Source organism: Pedobacter sp. MC2016-14, assembly GCF_020991475.1.
Taxonomy (GTDB): domain Bacteria; phylum Bacteroidota; class Bacteroidia; order Sphingobacteriales; family Sphingobacteriaceae; genus Pedobacter.
Window position 1 is genome coordinate 2,403,197 of sequence record NZ_JAJMPA010000001.1, and the last position, 22,161, is coordinate 2,425,357.

The 22,161-nt window shown below is 39.8% G+C and carries 15 protein-coding genes; 10 read left to right on the plus strand and 5 right to left on the minus strand.

Annotation, left to right across the window (positions count from 1 at the left end; translation table 11 throughout):
- Positions 1–113: 113 nt before the first annotated feature.
- From LPB86_RS10060 to LPB86_RS10075, 4 genes are all read right to left on the minus strand, one after another.
- The gene (locus tag LPB86_RS10060) at positions 114–728 is read right to left on the minus strand and encodes an RNA polymerase sigma-70 factor (protein WP_230643123.1); all 615 of its coding nucleotides are present in this window, start codon (positions 726–728) and stop codon (positions 114–116) included.
- Positions 729–819: 91 nt separating this feature from the next.
- A complete protein-coding gene (locus tag LPB86_RS10065; RefSeq protein WP_230643126.1) occupies positions 820–1,050 on the minus strand; it encodes a hypothetical protein in 231 nt (76 codons plus the stop codon).
- A complete protein-coding gene (locus tag LPB86_RS10070) occupies positions 1,047–1,430 on the minus strand; it encodes a hypothetical protein (protein ID WP_230643128.1) in 384 nt (127 codons plus the stop codon). Before LPB86_RS10070 ends, LPB86_RS10065 begins: the two co-directional genes overlap by 4 nt.
- Positions 1,431–1,440: 10 nt before the next feature.
- Entirely contained in the window at positions 1,441–2,004 is a 564-nt protein-coding gene (locus tag LPB86_RS10075) for an RNA polymerase sigma factor (RefSeq protein ID WP_230643131.1), read from the minus strand.
- 293 nt (positions 2,005–2,297) lie between these two features.
- Between LPB86_RS10075 and LPB86_RS10080 the strand changes: the two genes are divergently transcribed.
- Together LPB86_RS10080 and glgX are read left to right on the plus strand one after the other, a co-directional pair.
- Positions 2,298–4,661 carry an ATP-binding protein gene (locus LPB86_RS10080; protein ID WP_230643134.1) on the plus strand — a complete coding sequence of 788 codons (2,364 nt, stop codon included), beginning with the start codon at positions 2,298–2,300 and terminating at the stop codon, positions 4,659–4,661.
- Between the two features lie 71 nt (positions 4,662–4,732).
- The gene (gene glgX, locus LPB86_RS10085) at positions 4,733–6,874 is read left to right on the plus strand and encodes a glycogen debranching protein GlgX (RefSeq protein WP_230643137.1); all 2,142 of its coding nucleotides are present in this window, start codon (positions 4,733–4,735) and stop codon (positions 6,872–6,874) included.
- 122 nt (positions 6,875–6,996) lie between these two features.
- Here glgX and LPB86_RS10090 read toward each other — a convergent pair whose 3' ends face one another.
- Positions 6,997–7,896 carry an N-formylglutamate amidohydrolase gene (locus LPB86_RS10090; RefSeq protein ID WP_230643140.1) on the minus strand — a complete coding sequence of 300 codons (900 nt, stop codon included), beginning with the start codon at positions 7,894–7,896 and terminating at the stop codon, positions 6,997–6,999.
- Between the two features lie 181 nt (positions 7,897–8,077).
- Here LPB86_RS10090 and LPB86_RS10095 point away from each other — a divergent pair, with 181 nt between their 5' ends.
- The 8 genes from LPB86_RS10095 (at position 8,078) to LPB86_RS10130 (ending at position 22,147) form a co-directional block, all read left to right on the plus strand.
- Entirely contained in the window at positions 8,078–11,185 is a 3,108-nt protein-coding gene (locus tag LPB86_RS10095; RefSeq protein WP_230643143.1) for a gliding motility-associated C-terminal domain-containing protein, read from the plus strand.
- A gap of 56 nt (positions 11,186–11,241) precedes the next feature.
- The gene (locus LPB86_RS10100) at positions 11,242–12,138 is read left to right on the plus strand and encodes a PorP/SprF family type IX secretion system membrane protein (RefSeq protein WP_230643146.1); all 897 of its coding nucleotides are present in this window, start codon (positions 11,242–11,244) and stop codon (positions 12,136–12,138) included.
- Positions 12,139–12,476: 338 nt separating this feature from the next.
- Complete coding sequence (locus LPB86_RS10105) at positions 12,477–13,064, plus strand: RNA polymerase sigma factor (protein ID WP_230643148.1); 588 nt, start codon at positions 12,477–12,479, stop codon at positions 13,062–13,064.
- Positions 13,065–13,285: 221 nt separating this feature from the next.
- A complete protein-coding gene (locus LPB86_RS10110; RefSeq protein WP_230643151.1) occupies positions 13,286–14,461 on the plus strand; it encodes a FecR family protein in 1,176 nt (391 codons plus the stop codon).
- 162 nt (positions 14,462–14,623) lie between these two features.
- Positions 14,624–18,085 carry a SusC/RagA family TonB-linked outer membrane protein gene (locus LPB86_RS10115; protein ID WP_230643154.1) on the plus strand — a complete coding sequence of 1,154 codons (3,462 nt, stop codon included), beginning with the start codon at positions 14,624–14,626 and terminating at the stop codon, positions 18,083–18,085.
- Positions 18,086–18,089: 4 nt separating this feature from the next.
- A complete protein-coding gene (locus tag LPB86_RS10120; RefSeq protein WP_230643157.1) occupies positions 18,090–19,604 on the plus strand; it encodes a RagB/SusD family nutrient uptake outer membrane protein in 1,515 nt (504 codons plus the stop codon).
- Between the two features lie 10 nt (positions 19,605–19,614).
- Positions 19,615–20,625 carry an N-formylglutamate amidohydrolase gene (locus LPB86_RS10125; RefSeq protein WP_230643160.1) on the plus strand — a complete coding sequence of 337 codons (1,011 nt, stop codon included), beginning with the start codon at positions 19,615–19,617 and terminating at the stop codon, positions 20,623–20,625.
- A 1-nt stretch (position 20,626) separates the two neighbouring features.
- Complete coding sequence (locus tag LPB86_RS10130; RefSeq protein WP_230643163.1) at positions 20,627–22,147, plus strand: M20/M25/M40 family metallo-hydrolase; 1,521 nt, start codon at positions 20,627–20,629, stop codon at positions 22,145–22,147.
- Positions 22,148–22,161: the final 14 nt, after the last annotated feature.

A 22,161-nucleotide genomic window follows, 5' to 3' on the forward strand; every position in this document is an offset into this window, starting at 1 on the left:
ACCCTTTGGAAGAAGGACAGGAGTAATGAAAAACAAAAAATATTTTTATGCCATATATTAAACAGTTAACACAATCAGCCCGCACTTGCTACATGAGCGGTACAAAGCGTGTTTTAATTCTTCTCTGATAGTAAGTTTAAAAGAATGATAAGTACGGCAATGTCAGTGTGGTTACTAACATAGTTTCGTAAAAAGCGTAATGCCAGTTGCATATGGGTCTTTACGGTAAGTTTAGAAAGATTAAGTCGCTCCGCAACTTCTTCATATTTGAGCCCTTCCTGGTGGCAGAGCTGATAAACTAATTTTTGTTGGGCGGGTAATTTCTCAACCGCTTCGTTGAGGATTCGCTCAGAGTCTTTAAAGATTACGTATTCTTCAGTATCGTTATGCCCTTCCTGATAATTGTGCGTTGTCATTTTACTGGCCTGGAATTCTATGGCTATCCTTCTTAGTACCTTTAATGTGTAGTTGCGGGTAACTATCCGCAGGTAGCCCTGAAAGTTCTCAATGCTATTTAATTGTTCGCCAAGGCCCCAGATTTTGATGAATACATCTTGCACAATTTCCTGGGCAAGCGTATCATTCTTAGCGATTTTAAGGGCATAATAATAAACTTTAGGGCTGTTGAGCTTGTAAATTGTGCTAAATGCATTAGTATCACCAGCTGACATGCGGTGTAACAGTACTTTTTCGTCATTAAATTCTGCTCCGGGCCCTGATAAAATCATCTTATGAAACCTGCGTACCTGATGTGTATATTCCTTTCAGGTAAATGTATAAAAATAAATCATATCAGGCTACCAGAACAGTAGATTTTAATCAGACAGGTGCTGCATAAAAAGTTGCCAGTTCAATACATAAAAAGCCATTGTGGTTAAGCACCCGGATGACCTCATCATTTTTGTCATCCGGGGAATCCACTCTCAATATTCTGTCGCAGTCAGAGAGATCAATGGTCCAGTTAAGCCTTTCTAGTAATTTATTTAAGTAAGGACTGATTATTTCTGCCTCTTTGCTGGAAGCAACGTTGGTCTTGAAAATTGAAATCATAAGCTTTCAGTCTGTTTAGGTTTTGGGTTTGCATTCGAAAAGCACTTTCCGAAACGACTAAAACGCTCTTCTCCAAAATGGTCTTTAAAGCGTTCCAACTCCTCAGGGCTCATGTTTCCCATTCTTTCTGCCATACGATGCCTGAACATTTTGTCTTTGCCAAAGCCTCCGGGGCGACCAAAGCCAAAGAGCAGTTTGCATAATATAAAAATCCCTGCTGCTTGCCATAGTGTAATTTGCTCCACATGAATTACGTCAGGAAGGATATTGTTCCATAAAAGCATCACCACATAGCTGATCAGCGTTAAAAAAGCAGCTCCCATCAGAGGAAATAGTACAAATCTTCCTTTGCCTATTTTATTAAAAAAATTATTTCTCATCGTTCTTTATTTAATCTGTTAATTCATTATACAATTGTCTTAGCCGTTTACGCAGGTGCAGTACGGCATATCTTTTTCGTGAGACCAGGGTTTGTACATTTACACCAGTTTGTTCCGCAATTTCCTGAAAAGGAACATCCTCCAGTTCCTGCCATATAAATACCTGCCTTTGTTCGTCAGGAAGCTCCTTTAATGCCGCAAAAAGCTGTTCCCAGAAAAGCTTACGCAGAAATTCCGTTTCCGGTGTATTTGCATCGGGGAACAAAAAAGAGCTGTAATCCATTTCCTGATCGTCATCCTCAGAAAAAACATCACTAAGTAAACTTTCTGAACGTTTACGGTACTTGTCTGTGATCTTATTACGGGCAACCTTATAAAGCCAGGCACCAGTTTGCTCTACTGGGGCAGTATTTACCACTGTACTTAAACTGTACCAGATATCCTGCAGAATATCCTCAGCGTCATCGTCACTACGCACCTTTCCACGAATAAAAGACAGTAATCCTTGTCCATATTTATGTATGGTTTTAAGCAGGTAACTGTTCTTCTCTTCTTGCATGGTATAACTAAGCATTTGTAATCCTTTGAAGATATAGACGGATGAGCTGTCAAAACATTTCAAATAAAATAAAATAAATGATTTGGGCACTGTTGCATTTGTGGCTCTTTACACCGATACCGGTACAGCTCTACCTCATGCTATGCCAGGGTTAAACAAAAACCGTATTTAGAACAGATTTGTTCAAGAAAATTAAACATAGATGACAGTTAAATTAATCTCTTTTTTCTGTTACCTTTAGACTTCAAAAGCCAAATATAATTTTGATATCGCTGGTATCATTAGTTTGTCGAGTTTTACATTTCTAAATGAGGATAAAAAAAGCATATTATATACTGTTGCTGCTGCTGGGTTGGAGCGCGTCATTTTGTTTTTCGGCGGAGATAAGTATGGTTCCTACTGCAAAGAATGGGCTAATAGACCTAAGCAAGCAGGACTTCTCTGAAGATGTATCGCTTAACGGAGAATGGTTCTTTTACTGGCAACAATTTTTAAATCCTCACCAGCCTGACAAAGGAAAAAGCGAACTCGTAAATTTTCCATTTAGATGGGATGGTTATGTGCTAAATGGCAAAACCCTTCCCGGATTTGGATATGGTACCTATAAATTAACGGTAGTATTGCCAAAAGCGGTTGGGCCGTTAACGTTGGTAATGCCTGATGTTTACTCTGCCTACAGGCTCTTTATCAATGGAAAAGAAGAAACAGCCAATGGAACAGTAAGTACAAGTGCAAATGGATTTGTACCGCATTGGCAATACCGAGCAGTTCATCTTCCTGAAGGGGCTGATACCCTAACTTTAATTTTGCATGCCGCCAACTTTGCCCACAGCAAGGGTGGCTTTAAAAATGCCATTACAATCGGAAAAACCTATGAGGTTGAACTAGACAGGAATCGGGCGGAAGCTATTGATCTGCTTTTAACGGGTTGTTTGTTAATGGGTGGTTTGTTTTTTCTCGGGCTCTTTTTGCTCGGAAACCGGGATAAAGCCATTTTGTTATTCTCTCTCTACTGCATTGTATACAGTTATCGGATTATAGGGGTGGATAATTATGAGTTGCACACCGTATTGCCCCATATGAGTTGGTATATCACCGCAAGGATAGAATATATGACCCTTTTTGCGGGTATCGGTCTATTTACTTTGTATACCAGGTATTTATATCCAGAGGTGATCTCTTTGCTTGTTATAAAAGTGCTGGCTTTCATTTGCTTCGGTTTTGCTGCTATAGTCATTTTATTTCCGGCGTACTATTTTACACAACTCATCAACCCATTTTTGTTGGTCACCTTATTCTGCATGGGGTATATGCCCTATGTATATGCTGTGGCTTTTAAAAACAAACTTCCAGGTGCTACCTATGCTTTAACCAGTTGTTTATCCCTGTCTATAATCTTTGGCATTTCACTATTTCATTATTGGGGTTTAATACCGCAGTTACAGTTGCTCAGTTTTTTTGCTTATGTAAGCTTTTTCTTTCTGCAATCCCTGGTATTGTCGCATCGGGTATCTTTTGTACTTAGAAATGCAAGAGAGGCGGCAGAAATGGGTTTGATTGCTAAAAGTGAATTTTTAAGCACTATGAGCCACGAAATCAGGACTCCGCTAAATTCTGTGATAGGGATGAGCCATTTATTGCTCAAAAACAATCCCCGAGAAGACCAGACAGAACAATTGGGCATCATGCTGTTCTCTGCCAATAATTTATTGGCTATTGTAAACGACATTTTAGACTACAACAAAATTGAGGCAGGTAAAATAACTTTTGAGCACATAGAGATGGATGTGCCCGCAATTGTTAAAAATATTGTTTCGGGCTTGCAAACTTCCGCTCAGGATAAAGGTATAGAACTTAGGCTTTTCATTGACTCTACGCTTCAAAATAAAGTAATGGGAGATCCTACCCGTATTTTTCAGGTAGTTACCAACTTGGTACATAACGCTATTAAGTTTACGCAGTCAGGTTATGTGGATGTGAGGGTAGAGGTAAAACAGCAGGATGCACAGCGCGTTACTTTGCGGGTTCAGGTTAAGGATACAGGCATTGGAATTTCTGCAGAAAAGCAAAAGTTGATTTTTGAGCGATTTACGCAGGCAGATTCCTCTACCTCAAGAGGTTTTGGGGGTACGGGCTTAGGCCTTGCCATTTGCAAACGTATCCTGGAATTGCAAAATTCATCTTTGGAGCTGATTAGTGAAGAAGGTGAAGGTTCAGCGTTTTTCTTTGAACAAACTTTTGATAAAAGCATTAAAACGGCCGCCCAACAAAATATTGAGAAAAATTTGCCGAAGCAGGAGGATAAGCCCTTTGCAGGAATTTCTATTTTGCTGGTAGAAGATAACCCTGTAAATGTGATGGTGGCCCAAACTTTTTTGCAGCGCTGGGGGGCGCAGATTGATGTGGCAGTGAATGGGAAAGAAGCCATTGAAAAGCTGGATATCGATAAACATAAGTTGATCTTAATGGATCTTCATATGCCTGTGATGGATGGCTACGAAGCGGCAAAAAGCATGAGGGCAAATGGCGTGCTGATCCCAATTGTAGCATTGACAGCAAATCTCCCAAAAGAAATTGAAGAGAAAGTTAAACAAGCTGGAATTGATGATGTGGTGATCAAACCTTTTCTTCCTGATGAGTTGTACCGCAAACTATTGCACTATCTTCTTTAATCCGTTTTATTTTCCAGCTAACATTCCGCTAAATCAGTTGTTACAGCTTTAGTTTTAAGAAACGTAACGATATGAGTGATTTAATGATATACCCAGGAGAGGCTTATCCGCTAGGTGCAACATGGGATGGAGAGGGTGTAAACTTTGCACTTTATGCGCAAAATGCTACGGCTGTTGAATTATGTCTTTTCAATGCAGAAACTGATCAAAGTGAGACGTATAAAATTGCATTTACAGAACGCTCTCATGAGGTATGGCATGCCTATCTTCCCGGTATACAACCGGGCCAGCTATATGGCTACAGGGTACATGGGGCTTTTGAACCTGATAAGGGGCAACGCTTTAACGCTAATAAATTATTGATTGATCCTTACGCAAAAGCCATTGCAGGGGTGGTTAAATGGGACGATGCTTTGTTTGGTTATGAAGTTGGACATAAAAATAAAGATTTAAGTTTTAGTGAACTGGATAGCGCCCCTTTTACACCAAAAGCTATTGTGATAGATGGGAATTATGATTGGGAGGGAGATGAACCACCTAAAATCAGTTACCATAACTCCATCATTTATGAGGCACATGTAAAAGGTTTTACGCAACTACATCCCGATATCCCTGAAGAAATAAGGGGTACCTACGCCGCTTTGGCACACCCTGTAACTATACAATATTTAAAAGACCTTGGCATTACGGCAATTGAACTGATGCCGGTACATGAATTTATAGACGACCGCCATCTGGTAGAAATAGGGCTGAGCAATTATTGGGGTTACAATACCATTGGTTTTTTCGCTCCAGACGCACGCTATTCCTCTAATGGTATTCTTGGAGGTCAGGTAAAGGAGTTTAAAGATATGGTAAAGGAAATTCACAAAGCCGGTATAGAAGTGATTTTAGATGTGGTCTATAACCATACCGCCGAGGGAAATGAAATGGGGCCAACATTGTCTTTTAAAGGAATAGATAATGAAGCCTACTACAGATTGGTGGAGGGAGAAGAACGTTATTACATGGACTACACCGGTACAGGAAATACGTTAAATGCCAATTTGCCCAGTGTATTGCGTTTGATGATGGATAGCTTGCGCTATTGGATAGAGGACATGCATATAGACGGCTTTCGTTTTGACCTGGCTTCTACGCTGGCCAGGGAACTGCATGAAGTAAACCGGCTGAGCTCATTCTTTGAAATCATTTATCAGGACCCGATTATTTCGCAGGTAAAGCTAATTGCAGAGCCATGGGATGTGGGAGAAGGGGGGTATCAGGTTGGGAAATTTCCTCCGGGATGGGCAGAATGGAATGGTAAGTACAGAGATTGCATCCGTGATTATTGGAGAGGAGCCGAAAGTATGCTGGGTGAATTTGGTCAGCGTTTTACCGGAAGCCCGGATTTATATCAGGACGATTATAGAAGACCAACGGCAAGCGTCAATTTCATTACTGCGCACGATGGCTTTACCTTAAATGATTTAGTATCTTATAATGAAAAACATAACGCCGAAAACGGCGAAGACAATAAAGACGGCGAGGATCATAACAGGTCATGGAATTGTGGTGCGGAAGGTAAAACCGAAGATGAAGGTATTCTTGCGTTAAGGCAGCGGCAAAAACGCAACCTGCTTACTACCCTTTTTCTTTCGCAGGGGGTTCCAATGTTAGTAGCTGGTGACGAAATAAGCCGCACACAAAATGGCAACAACAATGCATACTGCCAGGACAATCCAATTTCATGGTTACATTGGTCAGAAAAAGACGAAGATTTATTGGCTTTTACGAGAAAGCTAATCCATCTTCGAAAAAAACATCCTGTATTTTGCAGAAGAAGATGGTTTCAGGGGCAAGCCATAAAAGGGGTTGGCGCAGAAGATATCGCCTGGTTTTTGCCGGAAGGGGATGAAATGGAAGAGCACAATTGGGAAGAAGATTATGCAAGGTCTTTAGCTGTCTATTTAAATGGTATGGGCTTAAGAAGTGTGGGCACCAAAGGTGAGCGCATTACAGATGATAGCTTCTATGTTATTTTTAATGCCTATGAGGGGCAGCTGGATTATGTATTGCCTAAAAAAAAATATGGTAACGGATGGATAAAAGTGCTGGATACAAGTATTGGCGGAACAGAAGAATGTGAAGGCCTTTATAAGCCGGGAGAAATTGTTAACGTAGCGGGAAGAAGTGTAGTATTGTTAAAATCCAAACCGCTTCAGGTGGTGTGACCTAAAGCGGTTCCTGTTTCGTAAGTTTTAAGCATTACGCAGGATATTTGGTTCGGAGCATTACAAATGTGATAATTTCTCTCTTCGTCATATCGATATGAGGTACGATTGAGATATCTATCTTATAACTTAATTGTCGTATTTTCTTTGAAATATTTCATAATTACGTCTGCAAATGCTTTAGCAAAAGCAGGTCGGCCAGCGGCGTCCCTAACCCCTTTGTAATTACTTTCTATTTGCCAGCCAAAAACTTTTGGGTACTTAGCAGATGTATAAGTTCTGGTGTTATAACCACCGTTAAAATATTTACCCCCATCAGCAATAAAGGGATCTTGCTTGGAAGGGACTGCCGGGCTTCCGGCTTCCGTAATTAAGGTTCCAAAGGCATGGTCGCCAATCATCAAATCTTTAAAATCTGCCTTTTTATTAATAGTTAATAGATTGTTTAAAGTAGATTTTTGAGCAAGCTCCTTTAAATCAGTCTTATTGCTGACGTCTGGCAACTCACTTGCATTTAAACTGTAACCCAGTTCAAGACGCTGATTGGTATGGCCATGACCATGCAAGTCAATATAGAGGGTACTGCCAAATTGTTTAACGGCTAGTGCCAATGCCGTATCAATATTATCGTGGAAAGCATGCCATGGTTTTATCATGAGCTGGTTGCCGCAGGTCCCTTCTTCAAGATCGCGGTTTTGATCCACGTTTTTTCGGGATATCAGCGAAATGATAAGGTATGGGCGTTTGCCGTATTTCTTAAAGAAAGTATTTTGTATTTCCCTTCCAAGTTCTGCGGTGTGGGTATCGGTTACCGTTACGGCCCCCTTGCAATCTCTTAAAGGGACTTCAGGTAATACCAAAGTTCCACCATGAGGAATGCTAATGACAAGCGGCATGTCACCCGGGATAAATTCTGTCCAGTGTTCTTCATCAAAATACGATTTTCCACTTTCCCATTTCTGGGCAAATGCCGCTTGCACAAAAAACAGCAATAATAATGGTGTCAGTTTTAGAAGTTTCATGTAGGGATAGACAGAAAGAAAGAATAATCGTACCGAATTATTTTAAAATAACAGGTTTTATAATTTTTTAAAAATAAATCCGGTCCTGTTTCGGTTTTTCGCAGTCTATCTTAATGAATTAGGCTTCAATGGATGCGGTATGTCCAATGTCAGCTATCTAAATCATTTTTAATTGGATCATATGAAAAAAAAGCTACTATTAATTGTCGGGATTTTTTTACTACTTGCAACAGGCCTTAATGCCCAATCTGTTGTAATTAATAAAATTTACAACAATACGAATACTTCTGCTACTTTCGGCGGTGGGCTAAATGGGCAAGGGGACGGAGTAGAGCTGCTGGTACTTGACGATCATGTCGATTTGCGCGGAGTTTATATTAAGGATTTTTACAACATGTCTGCTTCATCAACTGCTTTTGTGGAAGGTGGTCACTATCAGTTTACTCAAGATGATTTATGGAAGGACTTACGTTCTGGAACTACAATTACTTTAATACGTCCGGCAATATCGCCTGTAGAGCCACCGGCCTTAGACGTTGACGTTAGTGATTATATAATTCAGATACCTTTTACCAATGCTAATTCTACTCCGTACATTACACAGATTACTACTACCAATAGTTATTTCTTTAACCCGCAGGGTACTGACGGTATTGTGTTAAAACGGGGAACTAGTCCTCTTGGATTTGATAACGTGATTCATTTTTTCTACACAGGTTATGGAAATAACGCAACGTTAAAAGCGGTTATAGACGCTTTCACTTTTCCAAAAATGCTAACTTCAGCAACATTGCCTGGTGGAACCACAGCTAGCGGATTTGCATACGCAAATAACCCTTCTGCAGCATTAACTGCGACCTTAGCGAAGGCAGACTATAATGGTGTAAATAGTGCAACGAATAATATTATTGCCACCTCTACAACTACAGCACCCGCTTGGGGAGTTGGTGAACCTAGTAATAATTCTAATCTTATCGCGTCTTTGCGTGAAGCATCATCAGTTGTACCGGTAGTTTTTGGAAATATAGTTATTAATAGGGTTTTTAATAGCGGTGCTGATCGTGGAGAGGGAGATATGTTGGAATTATTGATTTTAAATAATAATACTGATATAAGGGGTATGTACCTTAAAGATATTGCAGGAGGAACAAGTACAGGTACTGCTTATGATGATAACGGAGGTAAATACCAGTTCTCTCAGGACCCACTTTGGAACAATATGAAAGCTGGGACTACTATAGTGATCAGGGTAAGCGGAAATGCAGCTTTTGCAGAAGAGGCTTATGATGTTGACGCTAATGACAGTAGAATCGATATTAATATGTTGTACCAGAAATCTTCGAAATATCTAAATTATTTGTCCGGAACTTTTAATCTCCAAAATTATGATCTGGCAATGTTAAAAGCAGCCAATGCAACTGGTGGGGCAGACGGTAATGTTGGGGCCGTGCATACCTTTGTATTTGGTGTTACATCAACTTATTCAACTGCCTACAATGCATTACCTACTCCAAAAATAGGATCTTCAGCTCCGTTGAGTTCATCATCAGGTTATCAGTATGTAAGTAGTCCAACTAATGATATTGACGATTACAATGGAAGAGGCGCGAATGTAATCAATACCACTAGTACCGAAACAGTTTGGGGAGATGGACATCCGGGAGCTAATGCTGATTTTATTAAAAGCTTGCGTCCAACAACCACTGTTGGTGATGGACCTAGTGTGGTCATCAACAGGATATTTAATAGTAGTACCGTTGTTAGTGGTACAACCACTACTGGTGGGGTGGATGATGTGATTGAATTACTTGTCATTCAGGATCATACTGATATGCGTGGAATGTTTATTAAGGATATTGGTGGTGGAACAAATTTAACAACTTCATTTAGTGATGCGGGGGGTAAATATCAATTTACTGAAAATGCGTTATGGAGTGATCTCCGGTCTGGAACAACCATCGTATTGCGCGGTGTTGCAGCAACAGTTACAGAACCGGGTGTTGATTTGGATCCTTCAGATTACAGGTTGGATTTAAATTTAAAAGCATCAGACTATTTTCTAAACCTTGGTACAGCTACCGCGTTTAACCTTCAAAACTATGATATGGTGATGCTAAAAACTAAAGCATCGGGTTCTGCAGGTTTTACAGAAGCCATTCATAGCTTTGCTACGGGAATAAGTAGTGCAACAAAAATAACGTTATTCAATACGTTACCTGAACCTAGATTAGGTGCTGCATCAATTCTTAATGGAAATAGCACATCTTCAGGCTATCAATATGCGCTTAGTCCTACACAATCTCCAAATGATTTCAACGGAAGAGGAGCTACGTATGTTGGTAACAGCACAACGCTGATTCCGGTATGGGGGAATGGTCACCCGGGAAATAACGCAGATTTTATTGCATCATTAAGGCCAGTAATTGCCAATCAGCCTATAATCAAGTCCGGCCAGGATTACTCTGTAGATGAAAACAGTCCGGCAGGTACAATAGTCGGTAAAGCAACAGCATCCTTAAGGTCTACAGGATCACTTTCAAAATGGGCAATATTATATGGCAATACCAACAACATGTTTGCGATCGATCCATCTTCAGGTGTGATTACGTTAACAGGTACGTCATTGCCGGATTATGAAACTATGCCTAATTATACGTTAACTCTGGAAGTATATAATGGTTCGGTAAGATCTAACAGTGTACCAATTATTGTAAGTGTGAGAAACCTGGATGAGGAGTTAACTGCCCCAAAAATTACAGGCGCGGTAGGCGGAAGACTAAACGGATTCTTGCCAGAGGTAACTGGTGTAGCAGAATACAACAGGAATATTGCTTTATATGTAGATGATGTGCTGGTAACAGATACCATTACAACCAGCGAAACAAGGGCCAACTGGACGGCAAGAATTTATAATACCATGTCCCCAGGCATGCATACATTTTACTTTACCAGCACCGGAACTGGCCAGGCTTTAAAAACCAGTCCCGTAACAACAGTAACTTTTGGCACGGCAACTACAGAAATTGTTCCTTATAACTTACTTACACCAAATGGAGATGGTAAAAATGACGTATGGAAAATCACTAACCTGCAATTATACCCTATAAACGAAGTCGTAGTATTTGATAAAGTAGGGAAAGTAGTTTATCGTCAAAACAACTATCAGCAAGACTGGGACGGAACCAGTAATGGTGAACCTTTACAATCGGGAACCTATTACTATCAGGTAAGCTTTGGCCCTGATTTAAAACCGTTGAAAGGTTACATTACCATAATTAGAAGAAAATAAGGCTTGTATTTTATAAAGAAGTCACATTAAATAGCAATCCTAAAATTATTACGAAGATGAATTATAAATTAAACTGTATCGCTGCTAGTCTTTTTACCGTAGTTGTTTCCTTTTTAATGGTTGAAAAAACAGCGGCTCAGGTTAATCCGATCCTAGGCATGTACTACCAAAATCAATACCTTGCAAATCCAGCCTATGCTGGCGACAATCAAGGGCTAACATTGAACTTGGGTTATAAAAGAGAATTGACAAAAGTGGAGGGTACGCCAGTAACCAATAACATTACCGCTGATTACGGAATGGGAAAAGTTGGCCTAGGTGTAAATGTAAATATGGATAGAGACGGCCTTATCGATATCTTCCGTTATACAGCAACTTATGCTTATCACCTTCCAATTAACGACGAGAGTAAAGTGAGTTTTGGCCTGTCTGCAGGTGTAACTACAGAAAAGATCAATACCGGAAATATCATTGGCGATGAAGGGGATACCGAAATTGGTTGGTATAACAATCAAACTGCCTATATTGATGGAGATTTTGGTGCAGCATACAATTATAAAAATATTACCGTACAAGGTGTAGTACCTAATCTTCGCAAGTTGTTTTATAAAGAAGAAGAGGAGAGAGCCTATACACCTTCAACTTTTTATTCCGCACTGAGTTACAAATTTATTGGTGAAGTAACCACATTGGAACCCAAAGTGGTTTATCGTGGTATTAAAAATTATGGAAACATTTTAGATGCAGGCGTAAATGCTTCCTTTTTGAAGGATAGCTTTAACATTCTGGCACTTTACCACAGCACAAAAAATTTGAGTGCTGGCCTGGGTTTTCAAATCGATAATAAATACCAGCTTCAGTTTGCCTACACCTCTCCATTTAGTGGCACATTGAGGCAATATTCAGAAGGTAATTTATCTATTGGCTTAAAAATTCATTTTCTTCAGAAATAACCGTTTTGATTTTCATTGAAGGCTAAAGCCTCGTGATTTTCTTTTTTTTAGTTTGATTTGTAATGGCCTGAAATGGATTTTTCAGGCCTTATTCGTTTAGACGTTTTTTTCTTTCCTAACTGGCAACGATTTAGCGTCAATGGGGCTGAAATGTCGGGTTTTTTTAAACGCTAACTCAATCTGTACAGTTTTATTGCATTTTTGTTTTAAATATTTTGGTTTTTAAAGAGTTATGCGTATTTTCAGTGCATCAAAAGGATCTATTAGGTTTTTTTGCTAGCAGGGGGCATTGGATGCCACAATCATTCGGTAAAAGTTAATGCATAGATAAAATAATAATGGCGATTTATAATTTATTTGCTGACAAAGAATTGCTCCTGAAGGTTGCTGAAGGTGATCAGATTGCTTTTAGGCAGGTATTTGATCTGTACAAGAAAACCATATTTACATTTGTTGAGAACTTCATTCATTCTACTGCCGATGCGGAAGAGATTGTTCAGGAGACCTTTGTCATATTATGGAATAACCGTAGCTCTCTTTCGGGAGTAGACCATCCAAGAAACTATATTTATACCATTGCACGTAATAAATGTTATGACTACTTAACTAAAGTAGCACGCAATGAAAAGATGATGAAACATGCCTGGGAAAATACCCAAACCTGTAGTAATGATACCGAGTCTTTAATGCAGGTTAAAGAAAGTATGTTGGTTATAGATAAAGCATTGTTGAAATTATCTACCCAAAAGCAAGCGGTTTTTAGAATGAGTCGATTTGAAGACATGAGTCATGAAGAGATTGCAGATGCTACAGGTTTATCTAAAAGCCGTGTTAAAAATATCATTGTAGAAGTTTTGAAGCATTTAAAATCACGCTTGCAACAGGCCTCTATTTTCATGTTCCTTTTAGTGAGTTACATCAACTAAATACATGCTTCCTGCATGCTATTGCAGGGTGAATTTCATTCGGTTCACTGTCCTTTGGTGAAATCTGGTAGTAATAATTTAATATTTCATTTTTTTTAAAATAAAACGGTCCCTTTCGGAACCTAAGCAGTCTATATAATAACAAACAGAATTTATAAAGAGAAATAATAATATGCAATATCAAGTTAACGCCCAATATATGTTTCATAACGTGTTTTTAAATGTCTGATTATAAGGAGAGGTTCGATTACCTGTTGGATAAATACATCAACAAGGCTTGTAGCTGGGAAGAGTACCAGGAATTATTCTCGCACATTGAAAAAAGTGAGAATAAGGACTTCCTTTTTCAGTTCATGGATCAAAAACACATTATGGCTGTTTCTGAAACTGAAAAAACAGAGCAGGAATGGGATAACCTGTTTAAAGGGATTCAGCATTCCACCCTGGAAGTTAAAAGGAGTTATCCCTGGTATAAAATGATGGTCGCTGCAGTTGTACTCATCATAGGCGGCATCGGATATCATCTGATCACTGCCGAAAAAGTTCAAAAGCAGGCTACAGCTGTAGCTAAAGTTCAAGATATTGCGCCGGGAACCAATAAAGCAGTGCTTACCATGGCTGATGGATCTGTGGTACTTTTAGATAAAAATGAAAATAGGGTGCTGAGCCAAAAAGGCAATAATGTATTAACACGAACAGCAAATGGCCAATTGGTTTATGATGGTGCTGCTCATGAGGCCATAGAAAATGCAGGTGCGGGTTTAAATACTTTGGCCACGCCGAGAGGGGGGCAATACGAAGTGGTATTACCTGATGGAAGTAAGGTTTTTTTAAACGCAGCATCCTCCTTAAAATACCCTACCGCATTTTCAGGTAAATTTAGAAAGGTAATTCTTACGGGTGAAGCGTACTTCGAAATTTCTAAAAATAAAGATATGCCTTTCATCGTGGAGGCAAATAAAGCAGAAATAAAGGTGTTAGGTACTCATTTTAACGTGATGACCTATGCCGAGGAAAATTTCTCCACAACTACATTGTTGGAAGGCTCCGTTCAGTTTAGCAGAAACAGCAGTAAGTACATCTTAAAGCCAGGCCAGCAGGTAAAATACCAGCCAAATGGTAGCGGAGAGAAAGTAGAAAAGGCAGATGTAGAGAGTGTAATGGCCTGGAGAAAAGGCATCTTCGTTTTTGATAATACCGGAATAGAAGAAATTATGCGCAGTGTTACCCGCTGGTACAACGTAGATGTAGTTTACAAAGGTTCCAAACCTAATATAGCTTTTACCGGAGTAATACCCAGGGCTACCAACCTTTCAAAGGTGCTAAAAGTGCTGGAAACCACAGGAGATCTGACATTAAGTATAGATGGAAATAAAATAATTTGCTCAAAAAAGTAACTGAACGATATGAAGAAATAGATACTCGACAAACCTCAACTGATTTTCATCAGGAAATACAGCAGAAAAAAAAACCTTCCCCGGATTGCGGCCAGGAAAGGCATTAATCAAGGCTGTTAGAAACAATTTTACCTCATTGCCCAACCTTAGATACACAAATGTATGAAACAAAGAATACATTTTGGAGTGCTTTTGGCATTAATTGCCGGAAACATGAATGATTCCAGAATTTTAAAGAAAATCTTTTTGATAATGAAGCTTGTCGCAATTATCCTTTTTATTGTCAATTTGCAGGTTAGTGCAACCAGCTTTGGCCAAAATGTAAGCATCTCAAAGAATAATATTTCTTTAAAAGATGCTTTTAAAGAACTGCGGTCGCAAACCGGATACTTTTTCATTTATAACAATGAAGTTCTATCTAAAATTGATCCGGTAGATATCAACGTAAAAGACGTAACTATTGAGCAGGCATTAATTACGCTGCTAAATGGGCAACCCTTAAGTTTTAGTATAGAAGATAAAATAATTACAGTTAAATCCAGGCCTGTTAGCACGACTAGAAACCAGCAAAACAGGGTAATTACCGGTCATGTTGTAGATTCTGAAGATGGATTACCATTACCAGGTGTTTCTGTTCGGGTAAAAGGGACGGCGACACAGGGGGTAACCAATGTGGATGGTGATTTCAAGATTACCATTAAGGCCGAGGATAAAGTACTGATGTTTGCCTATCTGGGCTATGCAGTTAAAGAGGTTCCGATTACTGCCGCAAATGCATATCCAGTTACTCTTCAGGTACAAAGTACTCAGCTAAAAGAAGTTGTAGTAGCTTTTGGTACATCTACCAAAAAAGAGCTGACTTATTCCGTAAAGGAAATTACAGCTAAAGATATAGAACAAAGACCAATCAGTAATTTAAACAATGCAATTGTTGGAGCTGCGCCTGGTGTGCAAACTTCTACTGGTAATGGACAGCCGGGTGAAGGGCCAGAGATCCGCATCAGGGGATTTAGTTCCATCTCAAATAGCAATAACCCTTTGTACGTTTTAGATGGTGCGCCTTATGAAGGCGATATCAATATGATCAATCCTGATGATATTGAAACCATCAGTTTATTGAAAGATGCTGCCTCTACGGCTTTGTATGGCGCACGTGCAGCGAATGGTATTGTGTTAATCACCACTAAAAAAGGAAAGAAAAACAGGAATACTTTTTCGTTTAAATATACTCAGGCAGCTTCAGAAAGAGCCTTGCCAGTGTATGAAAGGGTAAATGCTTATCAGTTTTATCCACTAATGTGGGAAAGTATGAGAGCAGATTATGCTGCGGATTTTCCAAGAGCACCTGCTGATTCGGTGAATAGATTGGCAACCAATAATATTTACAGCATTTTAAGATGGAATCCTTTTAACGTAGCAAATAACGAAATTGTATTGCCCGACGGAACGATTAATCCTGCGGCACGGTTGTTATATGAAGAAGACATGAGTCTTAAAGATGCCATGGAGCGCTTAGGACTAAGAACTGATGCTTCTGTTAGTTTGAGTGGCGGATCTGCAAAAAACGATTATTATGTCTCATTGGCTTATTTAAATGAACAAGGATTTTCAATAGGGTCCGATTTTAAACGTTATTCTACCAGGTTAAGGATGAACTCCCAGCCTAAAAAGTGGCTATCTACAGGCTTTACCTTAAATGGTACGTATTCAGAATCAGGCCGTGCCAATGAAAACAGCGGGATCAATGAGAACCCATTTTATGTGGATTTACTAATGGCACCAATTTATCCTGTGCATCTACACGATCCATTTACCGGGGCTTATATTCTGGATGCAAATGGCAATAAACAATATGATCCTGGAGATTACAGGCCGTCCATGACTGGAAGGAATATTTTGGCTGAGACTTTATACAATATTAACCAAATCCGTAAGAATGCCATCATTGCCAATACAAATGTGGATATGACTTTCTTGAAAGACTTTAAATTTACCACTACTTTTAGTGCCAATTTAAATAACTACAGGTCTAACGTGGTAGACAATAGTATTATAGGTGATGCCCAAGGCAGGGGTAGAGCGGTAAGGACCAACAATTTCTATGCTTACCTCAACTTCAACCAGTTGTTAAACTACACCAAAAAGATTGGTGCACACAGCATAAAGGCATTGATTGGTCATGAGTCTTACCTAAATTATTTTGATAATTTAACAGGTTCTGCAACCAGTCAGGCAACATCCTCCAGTACAGCTATTGACAACTATGCGGTAGTAACCAACCTTAACGGTTATGATAGACTTTATAAAACTGAAGGTTACTTATCTAAGGTAGACTATTCTTATGATGGAAGATATATTGCTTCTGCATCATTTAGAACAGATGGTTCTTCCAAGTTTTACAAAACAAACAGATGGGGTAAATTTTACTCTGTCAGCGGTGCCTGGAACATAGATCAGGAAGCATTCTTTAAAGTAAAGCAAATAGACCAGTTAAAAATCCGTGCTTCGTATGGTGAAGTGGGAAATGATAACCTGGGTGATTATTTCGCTTACCAGGGCTTATACGGATTAAGTTATAACAATGGAACCGAGCCGGGTACCTTGATGACCCAAATTAGGGTGGATTCCTTAGAATGGGAAACCAATATCAATTCAGATATTGCCGTAGAGTTCTCTGCATTTAAAAACAGGATTTCTGGTAGTGTGGAATACTACAGACGCCAAACCAATAATTTATTGTTTGATGTAGCTGTACCACTAAGCTCTGGGCTCACCAGTCGGAATGACAATTTCGGAAGTATGCTGAACCAGGGAATTGAGGTTACTTTAACAGGCGATATTATAAGGAAGAAAAATTTCAAATGGACAACTACGGTTAACTGGACCACCATGGGGAACAAAATCTTAACCTTGCCAGATTCTTACGATGGTTTGATCACCGGCCTAAGACGTTATAGGGAAGGCAGATCCATCTATGAGTTTTATGTGCGTGACTGGAGAGGTGTTGATCCGGCAACAGGATTGGATATGTACACCCCTGCAAACACGGCCCTAATTACTTCCGGACAAGTATTTACGGAAAGCGGAGAGGTATTAACTACCACTTCATCTCTGGCCAGGTACAGGTATGCTGGCAGTGCAATTCCTGATTATTTTGGTAGTGTAAACAATACGTTTAGCTATAAAAACTTCTCGCTTCAGCTCATGTTTATCTATCAGGTTGGGGGCTTAGTTTACGATAACGATTATCAGGATTTAATGACAGGAGGATCATCATCTGCAATCGCTTTACATGTGGACGCATTAAATGCCTGGAAACAACCGGGTGATATTACAGACGTACCAAGGAGGGTGTTGAGTAACCTCGCTATTCCAAATAGCGACCGCTTCTTGGTAGATGCTTCTTACCTGCATTTAAAAACTGCTGCTTTTACTTATAGCCTGCCTAAAAAAGTACTTTCAAGATTTGGCATGCAGGCCGCTAAGGTTTATTTGAATGGTGAAAATATCTTCATGACCTCAAAACGTAAAGGATTAGATCCTTCTCAGACTTACACCGGTTCTTCATCTTACACTTACGCTCCGGCACGGATTATTAGCCTGGGTTTAAATTTAACACTTTAATGCCATGATGAATTTTAGATATAAATTAGGATTTGCTTGTTTGGCAGTTTCTCTGCTGATTGCATCATGTAAAAAAGATTATTTAGATACCACCCCTACCAATGCAATTTCGGAAGAGGAGGCACTAGGCTCTATTACAGCAATCAATAATTCTCTTAATGGAACCTATAGGGCCATGTATATGCAATATTCCAATCAAGAGCAGGATGGTCATCCGGCCGTAATGATTGATTTGGATTACATGGGAGAAGATGTTGTCCACACCACCAGAGGTTCTTCTTATTTTCGGGATACCTATAGATGGGTTGACCATAGGACTGAAGCTGGTGACCTTCCTTACTTTGTATGGAGGATGTATTATAAGCTGATTTCAAATGCCAACAGGATTTTGGCTGCAGTGCCAAATGTCCAGGCTACTGCCGATCAGCGCAGAATGGTGGTTGGTGAGGCATTGGCCATCAGGGCCTATTCACACTTTCAACTGGTACAATTATTTGCCCGTCCTTTTTATAAAGGAGCCAGTGCAAGTATTAACCCTCAGCCAGGAGTCCCCATTTTAACTGAATTTACCTTAACACCACAACCAAGGGGAACTGTTGATGAAGTATATGCACAGGTGAATAAAGATTTAGATTCTGCAATTTTTAGCCTTACGGGTGCACCGCAACCGGTAAATAAAACACACATTAACATTAATGTAGCTAAGGGCTTAAAAGCAAGGGTAGCCTTAACGATGGGAAACTGGACAGATGCTGCTAAATATGCTGCAGAAGCAAGGGCGGGTCTGAGTTTGATGAATAATGCAGATTATTTGAGCGGATTTAACGATATTAATAATGTAGAATGGATGTGGGGTGCGCATCAATTAACTGATCAATTACCTACTTATGGTTCCTTCTTTGCCTACATGTCTGCAAATTACAATTCCGTACATACAAGGTCTAATCCTAAAGTGATGAATTATGCCTTGTACGAAGCCATCAATGCATCTGATATTAGACGGAAATTGTGGTGGGATGGGCAAGAGTCTACAGCTAAGGATTTTCCCGGCGTAATTGATGTGTCTACAGGTTTACCATCTACTACCCAGGTAAGGGCACCTAAAATGCACCGTAAATTTATGGTTAAAGATCCTGCAGTTAGTGTTGGAGATATCCCGTACATGCGTGTTGCGGAAATGTACCTCATAGAAGCTGAAGCCAAAGCTAAAGGGGGATCCTTAAGCGCTGCCTATGCGGCTTTGTTGCCGCTGGCATCCAACCGAGATCCGGAATACGCAGCTCTTGTGACCTCAACTTCAGTGGCTGCTATTATGATCCAACGGAGAATAGAACTTTGGGGAGAAGGATTTCGCTTTCTTGATTTGAAAAGAACACGTACAGCACTGACCAGAAATGCTGCTACAGGGGCAAATTCTTCCTTAACCAACTGGGCATCTGTTGCTGTCGACGATTCAAAATGGCAATGGGCAATTCCAAGAAGAGAGATCAATGCAAATCCTTTAATTACTCAAAATTAACTCTATTAAAATGAAGAAAATTAGTTTTTTAATATCGGTATTAGGGCTTATGCTTTTTTTATCTTCCTGCTTCAAAAATAAAGGAAGTGAATTTGATGAACCAGATTACGTAGAGCCAGATATTGCTTATGATAAGGCTGTTTTTACGAAAGGAGCAACGGTTCTTTATAAAATTGACGGTGAGAATGCTCTAGAATTTAGGGTAGGGGATTTAAAATCTCCTGTTATTCTTTCGTCGCCTCACGATGGGATATTTGAGCCTGCTGGTGTGGATGATCGGGACCATCCGGATGGTGAAATTGTAAGAGATATTTACGCAACGCCTCTTGTAGTAAGAGTTGCAGATACCTTGGAGAAGAGAACAGGAATGAGGCCACATATTATCATCAATCAAATTTCTAGAAAGAAACTGGATCCAAATCGAAGCAGGGATGAATCGTATTTAACCAGTTATAAAATGCTTGATGCCTATGTTCAATACCATCAGTATATTAAAATAGCCAGACAAATTGTTAAAGATAATATTGGAAAAGGTTTATATATAGATATGCATGGCCATGGTCATGACAAAGACCGAATTGAAGTTGGATACATGCTGGCAATAGCAGATTTGAATGATACTTTGACCAATAAATATCTTGACCTAAAAGCTGGTAAATCTAGTATTTACGGAATTGCTAAAACATCTGATTATACGTTTTCAGATTTGGTAAGAGGAGATGTTGCGTTTGGAACATTATTGGCAAACGAGCTTCTTCCTGCTGTTCCAAGTAACAGAGTAGGGAATAAGGGCCCTGCAGCCGATAATTATTTTAATGGTGGATATTGCACTTTGGCTTACGGTTCGATAGCCGGAGGAAATATTTCTGCTATTCAATTGGAAACCGATTGGAAACATGCTAGAAAGGATACTTATGATGCAGATTTAAAAGCTTTTCCTCAGCAATTTGGTGGCGGTGGTATTGCCCGTGCAATCATTAAATATTTTAGGCTCCATTTTGGAATGGATATGGAAAAATAAAATGATTAGGAAGAATATTTTACCAATCGTGATGCTTGCATGTTCAGTATCATCAGCTTTTGCCCAGGAAAAGGTTGACCTGAACATCATGTCTAAAATAAGACAAGAGGGCTTACAGCGCTCTGAAATTATGGCGCAGGCATTTTACCTTACCGATGTAAACGGACCGCGTCTTTCCAGCTCTCCCGGCCTTAAAAAGGCGCAAGTCTGGGCTGTAAATACCTTAAAGGGCTGGGGCTTAAAAAACGTTAATCTGGAGCCCTGGGGAGAATTTGGGCAAGGCTGGGAAGTGGAACGTACTTATGTGGCAATGAACTCTCCGTATTACCATCCCATCATTGCAATACCAAGAGCATGGTCTGGCAGTACTGCAGGTTTAATCAAATCTGATGTTGTGGTATTAAAGCCAGATACTAACGAAGTGCTAAGAATGAAGGGTAAGCTGAAAGGTAGAATTGTCATTTTTGATGTGAAAGAAGATACCCTTGCTACCACATTTAAATCTGACGGAAGCAGATTTACCGATGAAGATATTGCCGCAGTAGAAGCCGCTCCACCTTTAAAAAGAGCAGATCCTGCTGTAGCTGCACGCATCAAGGCAACCCGTCAAAGGTTAAACGACCTGTTGTATCAGGAACAAGTTGCACTGGTGCTTAGCCTGGCAAAAGGCCGCCATGGTACAGTTTTTATGACGGCTGCCGCTTCCTTTGCAGCTGATGCTAAACCTGCCTGTGCAGAATTGGATGTAAGCGGAGAAGATTATTTGCGCATATTGAGGCTGGTCAAAGCTGGACACCCTGTAAGGCTGGAAGCGGACATCAAAACAAAATTTATTAAAGAAGATACCAAAGGCTATAACGTAATTGCAGAAATTCCTGGTACAGATCCTAAACTTAAAAATGAAGTGGTGATGCTGGGTGCACATCTGGATTCATGGCATTTGGCTACTGGAGCAACGGATAATGCCTCTGGCGTAGCCGTAATGATGGAGGCAGTACGCATTATAAAAAAACTGGGTTTAAACAACAAACGTACCATCCGCATTGCACTTTGGAGTTCTGAGGAGCAAGGTCTGTATGGCTCCAAAAATTATGTAGCGAAGCATTTTGGTGATGTCGCTACAAAAAACCTAAAACCAGCGCAAAAGGACATCTCAGCATACTATAACCTGGATAATGGCGCAGGAAAAATCAGGGGTATCTACCTGCAATCTAACCCAGGCGTTAAACCCATATTTGAAGAATGGCTTAAACCTTTCCATGACCTGGGTGCAACATATACCGTTCAACGCAATGCAGGATCTACCGATCACATCTCTTTTGATGCTTTGGGGATTCCTGGTTTTGAATTTACACAAGACAAGCTTGAATATTTTACCCGTACCCACCATACCAATCAAGATACCTACGACAGATTGATTGAAGCCGATTTGAAACAGGCGGCTGTAGTTGTAGCAGCATTTGTGTACAATACAGCGCAGCGAGAAGAAAAATTGCCACGTAAACCACTAACCAAAAATTAAAATAATAGTAAACT

Coding starts and splice junctions, on each gene's coding strand:
- LPB86_RS10060 (WP_230643123.1), bottom strand. CDS start 728: ATGATTTTATCAGGGCCCGGAGCAGAATTTAATGACGAAAAAGTACTG.
- LPB86_RS10065 (WP_230643126.1), bottom strand. CDS start 1,050: ATGATTTCAATTTTCAAGACCAACGTTGCTTCCAGCAAAGAGGCAGAA.
- LPB86_RS10070 (WP_230643128.1), bottom strand. CDS start 1,430: ATGAGAAATAATTTTTTTAATAAAATAGGCAAAGGAAGATTTGTACTA.
- LPB86_RS10075 (WP_230643131.1), bottom strand. CDS start 2,004: ATGCTTAGTTATACCATGCAAGAAGAGAAGAACAGTTACCTGCTTAAA.
- LPB86_RS10080 (WP_230643134.1), top strand. CDS start 2,298: ATGAGGATAAAAAAAGCATATTATATACTGTTGCTGCTGCTGGGTTGG.
- glgX (WP_230643137.1), top strand. CDS start 4,733: ATGAGTGATTTAATGATATACCCAGGAGAGGCTTATCCGCTAGGTGCA.
- LPB86_RS10090 (WP_230643140.1), bottom strand. CDS start 7,896: ATGAAACTTCTAAAACTGACACCATTATTATTGCTGTTTTTTGTGCAA.
- LPB86_RS10095 (WP_230643143.1), top strand. CDS start 8,078: ATGAAAAAAAAGCTACTATTAATTGTCGGGATTTTTTTACTACTTGCA.
- LPB86_RS10100 (WP_230643146.1), top strand. CDS start 11,242: ATGAATTATAAATTAAACTGTATCGCTGCTAGTCTTTTTACCGTAGTT.
- LPB86_RS10105 (WP_230643148.1), top strand. CDS start 12,477: ATGGCGATTTATAATTTATTTGCTGACAAAGAATTGCTCCTGAAGGTT.
- LPB86_RS10110 (WP_230643151.1), top strand. CDS start 13,286: ATGTCTGATTATAAGGAGAGGTTCGATTACCTGTTGGATAAATACATC.
- LPB86_RS10115 (WP_230643154.1), top strand. CDS start 14,624: ATGAAACAAAGAATACATTTTGGAGTGCTTTTGGCATTAATTGCCGGA.
- LPB86_RS10120 (WP_230643157.1), top strand. CDS start 18,090: ATGATGAATTTTAGATATAAATTAGGATTTGCTTGTTTGGCAGTTTCT.
- LPB86_RS10125 (WP_230643160.1), top strand. CDS start 19,615: ATGAAGAAAATTAGTTTTTTAATATCGGTATTAGGGCTTATGCTTTTT.
- LPB86_RS10130 (WP_230643163.1), top strand. CDS start 20,627: ATGATTAGGAAGAATATTTTACCAATCGTGATGCTTGCATGTTCAGTA.